Here is an 11955-nt window from a genome sequence, read left to right on the forward strand (position 1 = left end):
GGATGTGCGGGTTTTGACCGCACATCCGCCTTTAATATTGAATGATGACTAGTTTTCGTATTCTTTCCGGCTTCCTGCGTATCGGGATGCTTTTTTGTCTTTTGTGTACCGGCCTGTCTTTCCCACTGAACGCCCAGACTTCTTTTACAACCAAACCCTGGACTTACTGGTGGTGGATGGGAAGCGCAGCCACACCCGAAGATATCACCTGGCAGATGGAGCGTTTTGCCGAAAAAGGGCTTGGCGGGGTCCATATTATTCCGATTTATGGCGTAAAGGGTTATGAAGCGGCCTTTGTGCCTTTTCTGAAGAAAAAATGGCTGTCACTTCTGGAGCACACCATTCAGGAAGGAAACAGGTTGGGGCTGGGAGTGGACATGACTACGGGGACCGGCTGGCCCTTTGGAGGACCCAATGTAACTCCGGAACTGGCCGCAAAGAAATGGAAGCTCCTGCCCGACAGCATAGTGGTTTCTCCTACGGGGCAAAAGGTAAAACGGGCTGCGCCCGGCGGTGAAGGCCTTGTACTTGACCCTTTCGGCGCTGGAAATATGGAGAATTACCTGCAGCGGTTCGACAGCGCATTCGCCGGGAGCCGGCTTTTGCCCAGGTCGATGTACAATGACTCTTACGAGGTGTACGGGGGCAACTGGACCCAGGGTTTCGAGGAGGAGTTCAGAAAAAGGAGAGGATATGATTTCAGGGAGGCAATGGCAAAGCTCAGGGTAAACGGCCCGGATGAAGAAAAAACGCTGGCCCGGATGGACTACCAGGAAACCATTTCAGAGTTGGTATTGGAAAATTACGCGCGGCCATGGGTGTCGTGGAGCAACAGGAAGGGAATGAAGACCAGGTACCAGGCGCACGGTTCTCCCGGGAATCTTTTGGACCTCTATGCAGAGGCGGATATCCCGGAAACAGAGTCCTTCGGAAACAGCGGGTTTTCCATCCCCGGACTGCGGGTTGATACCGACTATAGCGTTGAGAAATCCGGTAAGCCTGACCCGCTGGCGATGAAAATGGCTTCATCTCCGGCGCATCTGAAGGGCAAGCCTTTGGTAAGCAGTGAAACCACCACCTGGCTGGCCAATCATTTTAAAGTGTCTTTGTCGCAGGCAAAGCCCCAGATCGACGAGCTTTTTGTAGCCGGAATCAATCATGTTTTTTACCACGGCACCACTTACACGCCTAAACGTGAGGCATTTCCGGGGTGGTTGTTCTATGCTTCAACCAATTACGGTCCTCACGCGCATTTTGACAAGCATTTTCAATACCTGAATGCCTACGTGACGCGGATACAATCCTACCTCCAACCCAGCCAACCCGAAAATGATATTCTGTTGTACTTCCCGATACACGACCTATGGGCGACTCCTGCAAAGGAGCCCGAGGAACTGATAAGTCTCGGTGTTCACTATACCGAAAGATGGTTGACGGCGCTCCCGGTGGGTGCGCTGGCCGGCCGGCTTTGGAAACGCGGGTTTACTTTTGATTATATTTCCGACGCGCAGCTGGCCCTTCTCAATGGGGTTGGGGGCAGAGAAGTATCGGCCGGGCATGGCCGGTATAAGACCATCCTCATTCCGTCCGGTTTGTACATGCCGGAGTCTACCGTCAGGGAGCTACTTCGCCTTGCCGACCAGGGAGTTAAAATAGTGTTTGCGGGCGATGTTCCCGGGAGAGCGACCGGTCTTAAGGGAAACCGTGAACGAAGCCGGTTACTGGTGGAAAACATGGACCGGCTGCTGAAAAAAGCCAGCGTGCTCCATTCGGGCGATTGGGAAAAGGACTTGTCTTCAGTAGGGGTAAATGCCGAGAGCATGGCGGAAAAAGGGCTGTCGTTCATCCGGAAATCCTATAAAAACCAACCCTTTTATTTTGTTGCCAACCTGGCGGATAAATTCGGTGAAGATTGGGTGAAAATTAATCTTTTTTCCGGGAGCATAGTGGCGATCGATCCGCTGACAGGGGAAAAGCAGCCCCTGCCGGTTCGGGAAACAAACGCAGGCAGGGAGTATTTTCTGGACCTTCCTCCCGGGAAATCGCTGATGCTGCTTGCGGGCGAGCAACCTGTGGCCCGCGCGGTCCCTGATATGAAAACAGGAAGCGCGACGCTGAAGGGTAGCTGGAAACTTGTCTTTAAAGAAGGGAGGCCCGGCGGTTTGCCGGAAGCCGGGATGGAAACACTTCAGTCCTGGACAACTCTTTCAGATTCTGCACGCTATTTCTCCGGTACGGTTGCCTATTCCCTGGTTTTTGATTTACCCGCCGGCGTGCCCCTGGACAAAACGTTTGAGCTTGACCTGGGGGATGTGAGGGAAGTGGCAGACGTACAGATAAACGGGAAGCCGATCGGAACAGTCTGGAGTATCCCGTTCCGCCTTTCGGTACCGGCCGGTGTATTGAAGAAGCAGAAAAACCTGCTGGTGATAGAGGTCACCAATCTTTCGGCCAACTATATGCGGTTGTTCGACGAAGTAAACCCCGGCTGGAAAAAGTTCTACGACATTAACATGATCGACATCTCCGGCAAGCCATTTAAAGCCTCACGCTGGGACCCTATGCCATCAGGGCTGCTGTCGGAGGTGAGGTTGGGGTATTAGGTGTGAGGTGTGAGGTTTGAGGTGTGAGGTGTGAGCCCAACACCTCAAACCTCACACCTCAGTTTTAAATTCAAATTCCATTTCCGGATTCGCCTCCTTTCCCCTAACTTCGTGAAACGATTGGGCTGCCTGGGAAAAATGGCAGGGAGCGGATCGCAGGATTCACTAAAAAACTGGGTACTTGGTTTCTGATTTCGGACAAATATTGCTTTTCCTGCTTGGAGGCACCATTTTAATCTCGGTAGTTCTAGGTATTTCTTCGCTGCTGCGGGTGAGAAAGCCCAACGACGAAAAGCTTACCACTTACGAGTCGGGAGAGGATCCCCAGGGAAATGCCAATGTACAGTTCACGATGCGATTTTATGTGATTGCGTTGGTTTTTGTGCTTTTCGAAGTGGAATTACTCTTTGTTTTCCCCTGGGCCATCGTATTCGGAGACAAGGCGCTGATTGCGCAGACGGATGGCGTCTGGGGGTGGTTTGCTATGGCTGAAATGGCTGTTTTTGTGCTGGTGCTGGTGATAGGCCTGGCCTACGCCTGGCGCAAAGGATACCTGGACTGGGTTATGCCGCAGGTGGAGCGCTCCAAAATTAACACGCCCGTTCCCATGGCCTTGTACGAAGAATTCAACCGGAGGCAGGAGAGAAACGATCAGACGGGACCGACACCGAATTAAGGAATTGAGATGGACCGAATTAAAACCGGGGACGGCGGGATAATCCTCACTACTGCAGAAGAACTTATTAACTGGGCCAGGCTTTCCTCACTGTGGCCGATGGGCTTCGGCCTGGCTTGCTGTGCCATAGAAATGATGGGGGCCTATGCCTCCCATTTTGACCTCGAGCGGTTCGGCGTATTTCCGCGCCCTTCACCACGGCATTCCGATGTGATGATTGTTGCGGGAACGGTTACCTTTAAAATGGCAGACCGGGTACGCCGCCTGTACGAGCAAATGCCGGAACCCCGCTATGTGATATCAATGGGGAGCTGCTCCAATTGTGGAGGCCCTTACTGGGAACACGGTTATCATGTGGTGAAAGGCGTAGACCGGATCATACCGGTTGACGTATATGTACCGGGATGCCCGCCCCGGCCGGAAGCACTCATTGGCGGGTTCCTCAAGTTACAGGAAAAAATAAGGAAAGACCGTCCGCTTGCCCCCAAACTGTTGCTGGAAGTGGAAAATCAGGCCGTTTAAGCGTGAAGTAATGGTATTCAGCGAAATTGTATCGGTTCTGGAAGAAGCATTGGGAGAAGATGCCTTTGTCTCCGTAAATGCAAATGCAATTCAGCCTTTTGTAGAAATAGAAGCGTTTTCCCTGCGAAAGGTATGCCAGGTGCTCTTCGAAGACGAGCGTCTTTACTTTGACTACCTTGCTTGTGTGACCGGCATCGACAATGGTCCGGAAAACGGGAGCATGGAGGTTATCTATCATTTTAATTCAATCCCGTTCGGCCATGGCTTCATTCTGAAAGTCGTGGTGGAAAGGGGAGGGGAAGCCCTGCCTTCGGTTCCGACGGTAAGCGACCTGTGGCGTACCGCGGACTGGCATGAAAGAGAGGTCTTCGATTTGTTCGGTATCCGGTTTGAAGGGCACCAGGACATGCGCCGAATTCTTCTCCCCGCGGATTGGGAGGGATATCCTCTCCGGAAGGACTACCAGGAGCAGGAATACTATCACGGCATTAAAGTCCGCTACGAGGACAGGGAAGACCCGGCGGGGCCGGCATCGCAGTAACTAAATATTTATCAGGAATTCCAGCGTTGCCCGGGAATTAATTTTATTTTTACTTCACCGGCGCTTGAACGGTTAGTAACCGGCCGTAACTGATTGGGTTTCAACTCCTGAATATATGAACCGCTTTTTTGCCTCTCTGTTGTTGGCCTGCGCAACCTTCCAGGTTGGCTATGCACAACAGGATTCCGTCGTTATCAAAGGAAAGATTCTGAACCTGAACGGAAAGCTGTACCGGCAGGCGCCGAGTATAACGTTTTCGCGCAATAACATCCTGGCCGCCTCCAATGAACTGTCGGTCAATGCCGATCTCCAGCCTGACGGAAGTTTCAGGGCTTCCCTGCCATTGCTGGCCGCATCGGAAGAAATTTACCTCGACTACGGCGGACAGGTTTTTACCACTTTTCTGGCAAAGGCCGGCGAGCTCGAGATCACCTTCGACGCCGACTCCATGTTCAAGACAGCGCGGCTCTTTCGTTTCAGAGGGGTCAATGCCAATGCCAATAACTATTACCCGTATTACCTCGACCAGGAAAAAAAGCTGTTTGAAGCCAACAGGTCGCTGGGTGCGGATTTTGAACGTTCGTTCTGGAACCAGGGGCTCCAGGGGGCCAAACAGAGCCTGCTGCAGCGGGGAAATCTTCGCCAAAGAGCGTTGACAGCCCTATTGAGCGAAGGAAAGCAATCAGACGAGCTCTCGGAATGGGTAAATTCAATTGTTGAAGATGAGCGCGCAACTTTCCTGATGGAGTATTCGCTTGCCAATCTTATTGAGCTTAGTGCTGCTGACGACGCGGACGTGAAACGGTTCGGGACTTCCCCGCTCACCTACCAGAAAGTAATGCGGGTAAACCGTTTCAGGGAGTACGCTACACGAAGCGCCAATATCAGGATGCCGCAAAGCAGGCGCAATGCGTCTTCGCTTCCGGTAGACAGGATTGCCCGCCTGGTACTTCGTTACGTGGCGCCGCTTACCAGCGCCGAAACCGACAAACTGAACCTGATTGTACAGAAGAAAAATGTAGACCGCGAGGAACTGGACCTTCTGAGCAGGCTGTATAAAAGAGGCGGAGCTGCGCTGGCCACCGTCGCCAGCTTTGAAAGAAACAATACCCCCGTGATGGAGGCGTACGAAGGGCCTACCCGCGAGTTGCTGCTCGCCGCTGCGTTTGCCGACGATTTCTTTCGCTACGACCTGGACGAAAAGGCCGCCCTTTATCAGGATCTCCAGCAGAACATGCAGAATGCCGGGCTGAAACGTTCGCTGGCCGAGCTCTACAGGATGGAGGTAAAGGATTCCGCTGATATCAGATTGGCTGAGAAAGCAGCCCTCACGAAAATACCGGGCGAAGTGCTGCCAGGCATCTGGCTGGCACAGAGCAATATGAATGGCAAGACCTGGGTGGAGGACGTTCAGAAGCTTTACCTGGGAAGGCCGGTCTATGTAGTGAATTGGGATATGTATTCCGATGCCTGCAAAGAGGACATCGCCTTTATACCGGCACTAAGGAGCCAGCTTCCCGAGGATGTTGTTTTCCTGTTCCTGCATACATCCGACCCGGATCGCGCTCAAGTCACGGAAGAAGGTTTTGACAGCGGGGAACGGAAATTGTGGAAACAGTTTATTGTAAGGAACCGGCTCACTGGAACGCACCTGTTCCTTGACCCTGAGCAGGTTTTTCAAATGAATTACAGAACTCCGAGCCTTCCCGGTACTTATTATATTATCCGGCCTGACGGCAGGTATCACAGCCGCAACGCACCTTCCCCGGCTAAAATAGAAGAGGTTGTAAAGGCGATCCGGGAGGCCCGCCAAAAGTAAGACGACTAATTGGCAGTATAATTCAAACGTTACGATCTTATCCGACTTAAAACGCCGGATATGGTGATCCTGCAACCAACAACAACTATGAACAAGAAGAATTCCCTCGCAAAACGCGCTTCTGACGTGAGTGCTGTTCTGAAAGACAGCAGTTCGGAACCAGGCCATATCAGTCGTTTTACCGAACTGGATATCCATCTATTTAAGGAGGGAAAGCACTATCGGTTGTACGAAAAGTTCGGGGCGCATGTGATGGAACAAAACGGCGTGGTCGGCACGTATTTTGCCGTTTGGGCGCCCAATGCTGCCTACGTGGCGGTAATCGGCAACTTTAATGGCTGGAATCGTGGTTCGTCGCCCATGAAACCGAGGTGGGATGGTTCCGGAATCTGGGAAACCTGGCTGCCGGACGTTGGTACCAATGAAGTCTACAAGTATTTTCTGACGTCAAAAAGCGGGGAAGACCTGGAAAAATCGGATCCCTATGCTTTCTGGACGGAGGTGGCGCCGCGGACGGCTTCGATTGTCCGTGATACCTTTTACGAATGGAATGATACGGAATGGATGCAGTACAGGGGCGAAAAAAATGCGTTGAACGCCCCAATTTCGGTTTATGAGGTGCACCTGGACTCCTGGAGCAGAGACCCTTCCGACCCGGAACGGCACCTTACCTGGAATGAAATAGCGGCCGGGCTGGTCCCCTATGTGCAGGAAATGGGTTACACGCATGTTGAATTCATGCCGGTAATGGAGTATCCTTACCCACCTTCCTGGGGGTACCAGATTACCGGCTATTTCTCCTGTTCATCGAGGAATGGTACGCCGCAGGAGCTGATGTACCTGATTGACGAGCTGCACCGCGCGGGAATCGGCGTCTTCCTGGATTGGGTACCCAGCCATTTTCCGGGCGACCTGCACGGCTTGTTCCGGTTTGACGGCACGGCCCTGTACGAGCACGAGGACCCCCGGCTGGGTTACCACCCCGATTGGAAAAGTTATATCTTCAATTATGGGCGTTTTGAGGTTTGCTCGTTCCTGATCAGCAACGCCTTGTTCTGGCTGGACCGGTATCACGTCGATGGGTTGAGAGTGGATGCAGTGGCTTCGATGCTTTACCTGGATTATTCGCGGAAGGAAGGCGAGTGGATTCCCAATCGATTCGGCGGAAGGGAAAACCTGGAGGCGATTGCCTTTCTGCGGGAGCTGAATTCGGCGGTGTATGCAGCGTTCCCGGATGTGCAGACGATAGCGGAGGAATCAACGGCTTTCCCGGGAGTCTCGCGTCCTACCTATGTAGGGGGGCTTGGTTTTGGTATGAAATGGATGATGGGGTGGATGCATGATACGCTGAATTATTTCGAGAAAAACCCGGCGTTCAGGAAATGGCACCAGGACCAGCTGACGTTCAGTATGGTTTACGCTTTTTCGGAAAACTTTATGCTGCCGCTTTCCCACGATGAAGTGGTGTATGGCAAAAAATCTCTCCTGGAAAAAATGCCCGGTGATGACTGGCAGCGTTTTGCGAACCTCAGGTTGCTGTTTACCTATATGTTTACCCACCCGGGCGCCAAACTCATGTTTATGGGCGGGGAGTTCGGGCAGTACGGAGAATGGAATTTTGCCAGAAGCCTGGATTGGCATTTGCTGGAAAACGCCGGAAACAAGGGCGTAAGGGAATGCGTCAAGGCCTTAAACCGGCTGTACCGTTCGGAACCTGCGCTCTATGAATTGAGTTTTTCTCCTGAAGGATTTGAATGGATAGATACGCAGGACCGGGAGAATTCCGTTTTAATCTACAGCCGGAAAGGAACCGACTCCGTAAATGACCTGATTATCGTGCTGAATTTAACGCCTGTTCCGAGGCAGAAATATAGAGTAGGCGTACCGGAGGACGGAGAATGGCGGGAAATTTTCAATAGCGACCGGGCGGAGTTTTTCGGAAGCGGGCATACAAACGGTACGCCGTTAAAGTCGCAGGAGCTCGTTTGGCATGGCCGAAACGCCTCATTGGAAATGGATCTGCCTTCATTGGCAGCCATCGTGCTCAAGCGACAGGATTCGTAGGCGGGGTGCACGCGTGACGTGCGGTCCGGCGGAACAAAATCAGCAGGGAATAGGAGGCCAATGGTTGTATTTCAATACCTTTGAAGAGACAAGCGTACCTAACACAATGATGCGATTACTTTTTTTACTCACTTTTTTGTTGATCAGTACCTTTTCCGGGTTACAGGCGCAGCGGTTATCAAGGGTCACTTACGGACTGGATATCGGTACCGGTTTTACTTCAGATGCATTTACTCCGACAATCAATTATTACCAGAACCTTACCTTCGGGAATTTGCGCTTTTTGGGCATCGGCTGGACCGGGCGTTTTGGCGGAAATGTTATTAACGGGAACCCGGTGTTGAAAACCCTCGGTAATCCGGGTGAGCAGGATCAGATCAGCCTCAAGCGGATTATTACCTACGATGCCGCATTCGGGCTGACGGTTAATTTTGATTTCGAGCACATAGAATTCGGAGCGAATGTTGACCTGGTGAACCTGTCCTTCGGGAAAAATTCGAAAGTATTGTACAAAATCGCTGACCTGCAGCAGGCAACCGACTCTGTAAAGAAGCTTCATAATACGCTTGTAAGCGCCGCGCCGCAGTCTGCCAGCCTTCTGCCTATTGCCACCAAGAAAAGCAACGGGCATAGCGAGGCTTACGTACGCCTCTGGATCAACCAGGAGTTCGGCGTCAAGCTGGGATACCAGCTTATGAACGTGGTGTATAATACAAAAGAGCCCCTCAGCAACAACCAGAAGCGTTTTGTCGACCAGTATGGTATGCCATTCCTGGCGCTGTCTTTCCATATCCAGAATTAATTGATTGCACATGGGGGACCGGCTTCTGGAAAGTCACAAAATTGCCCTTTGGAAAAGCCGTCTGGAAAAGAACGGTAACCATTTGCTGGGGATCGAGCCGCTTTATCAGAAATTCAGGGCGGACGGGTCCTTGCTGTTTGCCCTGGTGAATACCGACGCGGTAACTCCGGAGGGCGAAAAGCTGTTGCCCCTTTGTTTCATTAAGGGCGAAGTGGTGAGCGTGCTTATCTGCCTCATCGACGAACGGACAGGGGAGAAGTTCCTGATGCTGGTGCGCCAACGCCGGATCTGCGATGGTTCCCACACCTATGAGCACCCTGCCGGTATGCTCGACGATGAGACGGACCCCTATGCCGTAGCGATACGCGAAGTCCACGAAGAGACGGGAATTGCCATCACACGGGGGGAGTTGGTACATCTTCATCCGGACCGCGTTTTTTTTCCTTCTACGGCCACCAGCGACGAGGCGATGCATCTTCTGTACGCAGAGCTTATTTTGTCGTCTGAAGCCATTTGGGCGCTGCATGAGCGGCATACCGGAGAAGCTTCCGAAAATGAGTCCATTACTACTCATGTGGTTTCGTTTGAAGCGGGCTACCGGCTGATTACGAATACAAACGCGCTGCTGCATTGCTTTATGTATTTGTCGGATGTAGCGGACTGGGAATTATTGAAGCGGCTGAAACAGTGATATATAGCCATTTTTACATAATAATTTCGGTTTTAAGCTTTTTTTCAATAATTCCAATCTCTATATTTGCACCCCGTAACGCGCCCGTAGTTCAATGGATAGAATTATGGTTTCCGGTACCATCGATAGGGGTTCGAATCCCTTCGGGCGCACCTAGGGGGATTTTCGTCTGAAAATCCCCTTTTTTTAAAATCAGTAACCCTTCTTTCTTCATTATCAGGTGGTTATGGGTAAAAACCGGAAGCATGTAAGGTGTTCGATAAACCCCATTTTCGTAGTATAGGTTCGTGTCGAACACCTGAGTTACAAATTCCCGTTTTTCGAGGGTTTCTGACCTTTCATAGACGAAGCGTAAATCCCCTAATAGCGCCAGGTTCTTATCAAGAATTGAAAACGCTTGGTTTCTGTTTTTGCTCAACCTTTCAATCGCTCCCCTGATCGTCAGCACGTTATCATTGAATGTGCCATGTCAACGCTGATAGGTTTCTTTGCCAATATCATTTTGAATCCATTTTTCCTCGAGTGAAACGAGCTTTTCTTCTGCCTCAAACAGTTCGCGCTGCTTCTCCTGAATCTTTTTAATTGAAATGCCGGCAGGCGGGATATACAAACTTGTCGTTCGCTGCCCCCAAAAAATGCCTTACTTTTTGGGGAAAGTACAAACGACCCTTTCTTGTCTATTGAACATTTTTGAAGAAAGTAGGGCTGTTGCCGTAAAGAGGGGTTTTACCATCCCATTTTTCAATGAATTGCTGTTGAATCAACAATGGGGTAAGCGTACGCTGCCTTAATTCATTCGCCTTTGCATCGGCATCTGCCCTGACCAGGAGCTTCTCCGCGTTAGCCCGTTCAACCCTCAGTTCGTTTTCGGCCTGCTGCGCCCTGAGTACGGCTTCGTTCTTCCTGTTAATTGCGTCTGTGATGGACTGCGGCGGTTTTATCCCACTGGTTAACTGTTCTAATTCGAAACCCTCCTTCACTAAAAATTTCTGCATTTTTGCCTGGATGGCTTCCTCAAATCGCTCCCGTTGAGAAATGATTGAATCGGTGAGATATTTGTTGAACTCTATCCGATAAACGTCTTTTATGTGATTTTCCATAGTTCCGGATAGCACTTCTCTCAGCGGCCGCCTGTATTTTGTAAAAATGGCGGGCGATTGCCCCTCCTTAATTTTAACAGACAATGTAGGATCTACCGTGAAAACAGAGCCGTCCTTTGCGTTCACAGTGAATTCTTTGTAGTCTACGGTCTGAACATAGGTTGGTGTTTCATGGACTTCTTCCGTAAACGGATTGTACCAAACCCTGCCCGTTACCAATGAAACGTCCTGTACACCCTTTCCGGTGCCGTAAAGCTTTACCAGTATTCCTTCATGCCCTGCATCAATACGTTCATTACAAGAAAGGACCAACAAAAGAACAAATGAAAACAGAGCAGAGAACAATAGAAATTTTTTCATTTTTTGTTATTAATTATGTGTTTTATGGAATTATAAAAACCAAAGAGAGTGGCTATTATCAGTACCATTCCGGACAATACTGCGAAATCGTCAGGCTTTCTCAGTAATCCAATCCCAAAATTAATGGCATATGCCCCGATAAAAAGTACAGCGATGATTAGTAGTACGGATTTTTGATTCATTTGTTACATCCCGTTAAATAAAATCATAATGATTCTTTTGCATTAATATACGACTTTTTGATTTATTTACAGTGATATATGCTGAAAATTTGATTTAAATAAAGTCAGAAAAGGTATCAGATATTTGACCAGAACTTCGTGCGGCTTAGGTAAGGAGTATGCCGGGGAACGGATTTGTTTCCGACCTTCTGACGAGATGTACGAAAAATGGACTCCGCTTTTTTATGCAAAGGATTTCAAAGGTCGGACAGTGAAAATGGGAGGCCGGGAATTAAGTCAAAATAAATCGACCGGCGTTACACGGGTGATTATATCGAGATGCGCGAGGGGATTTCTTTGTGAAATCCCCCTTTTTTTTCTCACATTTTACGTAGCAGATGATTCTATATAAACACCTATAATGTTATTGTTTTTCGGGGCTGTTATCTGACATGCATTTCTGATTTTCTGAGCTTTATTACTTCGTCCAGGCACTCTTTGTATCCTTCGAGACGATCAAGGCAATCCTTCGATCCGGTATGATAACCGATGTAGTAGGCGATTGTGAAAATTAAAAGATAGAGCAATGTCCAGAGGAGTGATTTTGTTTTCATCA

10 protein-coding genes and 1 tRNA gene are annotated in these 11955 nt (G+C 50.1%); 9 read left to right on the plus strand and 2 right to left on the minus strand.

Annotated features, from left to right (window positions below; all coding sequences use genetic code 11):
• The first annotated feature begins 41 nt into the window (after nt 1-41).
• The 9 genes from ABD852_RS14730 to ABD852_RS14770 all read left to right on the plus strand — a co-directional run bounded on the left by ABD852_RS14730 (nt 42) and on the right by ABD852_RS14770 (nt 9870).
• Complete coding sequence (locus ABD852_RS14730; protein ID WP_345030208.1) at nt 42-2603, plus strand: glycosyl hydrolase; 2562 nt, start codon at nt 42-44, stop codon at nt 2601-2603.
• A 181-nt stretch (nt 2604-2784) separates the two neighbouring features.
• Nucleotides 2785-3279 carry an NADH-quinone oxidoreductase subunit A gene (locus ABD852_RS14735; RefSeq protein ID WP_345030209.1) on the plus strand — a complete coding sequence of 165 codons (495 nt, stop codon included), beginning with the start codon at nt 2785-2787 and terminating at the stop codon, nt 3277-3279.
• A 9-nt stretch (nt 3280-3288) separates the two neighbouring features.
• A complete protein-coding gene (locus tag ABD852_RS14740; RefSeq protein WP_345030211.1) occupies nt 3289-3801 on the plus strand; it encodes an NADH-quinone oxidoreductase subunit B in 513 nt (170 codons plus the stop codon).
• Nucleotides 3802-3811: 10 nt separating this feature from the next.
• The gene (locus tag ABD852_RS14745) at nt 3812-4342 is read left to right on the plus strand and encodes an NADH-quinone oxidoreductase subunit C (RefSeq protein WP_345030214.1); all 531 of its coding nucleotides are present in this window, start codon (nt 3812-3814) and stop codon (nt 4340-4342) included.
• A 115-nt stretch (nt 4343-4457) separates the two neighbouring features.
• Nucleotides 4458-6161 (plus strand): hypothetical protein, encoded by a 1704-nt coding sequence (locus tag ABD852_RS14750; RefSeq protein ID WP_345030215.1) that lies wholly within the window; start codon nt 4458-4460, stop codon nt 6159-6161.
• 87 nt (nt 6162-6248) lie between these two features.
• Complete coding sequence (gene glgB / locus ABD852_RS14755) at nt 6249-8225, plus strand: 1,4-alpha-glucan branching protein GlgB (protein ID WP_345030217.1); 1977 nt, start codon at nt 6249-6251, stop codon at nt 8223-8225.
• Nucleotides 8226-8331: 106 nt separating this feature from the next.
• Entirely contained in the window at nt 8332-9027 is a 696-nt protein-coding gene (locus ABD852_RS14760; RefSeq protein WP_345030220.1) for a hypothetical protein, read from the plus strand.
• Nucleotides 9028-9037: 10 nt separating this feature from the next.
• Entirely contained in the window at nt 9038-9718 is a 681-nt protein-coding gene (locus ABD852_RS14765; protein WP_345030222.1) for an NUDIX hydrolase, read from the plus strand.
• 80 nt (nt 9719-9798) lie between these two features.
• Nucleotides 9799-9870, plus strand: a tRNA-Arg gene (locus ABD852_RS14770).
• 525 nt (nt 9871-10395) lie between these two features.
• Here ABD852_RS14770 and ABD852_RS14775 read toward each other — a convergent pair.
• Nucleotides 10396-11178 (minus strand): SPFH domain-containing protein, encoded by a 783-nt coding sequence (locus ABD852_RS14775; RefSeq protein WP_345030224.1) that lies wholly within the window; start codon nt 11176-11178, stop codon nt 10396-10398.
• Between the two features lie 604 nt (nt 11179-11782).
• Complete coding sequence (locus tag ABD852_RS14780) at nt 11783-11953, minus strand: hypothetical protein (protein ID WP_345030226.1); 171 nt, start codon at nt 11951-11953, stop codon at nt 11783-11785.
• Nucleotides 11954-11955: the final 2 nt, after the last annotated feature.

The sequence above is a fragment of the Ravibacter arvi genome (assembly GCF_039540405.1).
Taxonomy (GTDB): Bacteria; Bacteroidota; Bacteroidia; order Cytophagales; family Spirosomataceae; genus Ravibacter; species Ravibacter arvi.

Excerpts from the sequence above, each read along its gene's own strand:
- glgB (WP_345030217.1), top strand. The coding sequence starts at position 6,249 with ATGAACAAGAAGAATTCCCTCGCAAAACGCGCTTCTGACGTGAGTGCT.
- ABD852_RS14750 (WP_345030215.1), top strand. The coding sequence starts at position 4,458 with ATGAACCGCTTTTTTGCCTCTCTGTTGTTGGCCTGCGCAACCTTCCAG.
- ABD852_RS14765 (WP_345030222.1), top strand. The coding sequence starts at position 9,038 with ATGGGGGACCGGCTTCTGGAAAGTCACAAAATTGCCCTTTGGAAAAGC.
- ABD852_RS14745 (WP_345030214.1), top strand. The coding sequence starts at position 3,812 with ATGGTATTCAGCGAAATTGTATCGGTTCTGGAAGAAGCATTGGGAGAA.
- ABD852_RS14730 (WP_345030208.1), top strand. The coding sequence starts at position 42 with ATGATGACTAGTTTTCGTATTCTTTCCGGCTTCCTGCGTATCGGGATG.
- ABD852_RS14760 (WP_345030220.1), top strand. The coding sequence starts at position 8,332 with ATGATGCGATTACTTTTTTTACTCACTTTTTTGTTGATCAGTACCTTT.
- ABD852_RS14740 (WP_345030211.1), top strand. The coding sequence starts at position 3,289 with ATGGACCGAATTAAAACCGGGGACGGCGGGATAATCCTCACTACTGCA.
- ABD852_RS14780 (WP_345030226.1), bottom strand. The coding sequence starts at position 11,953 with ATGAAAACAAAATCACTCCTCTGGACATTGCTCTATCTTTTAATTTTC.
- ABD852_RS14775 (WP_345030224.1), bottom strand. The coding sequence starts at position 11,178 with ATGAAAAAATTTCTATTGTTCTCTGCTCTGTTTTCATTTGTTCTTTTG.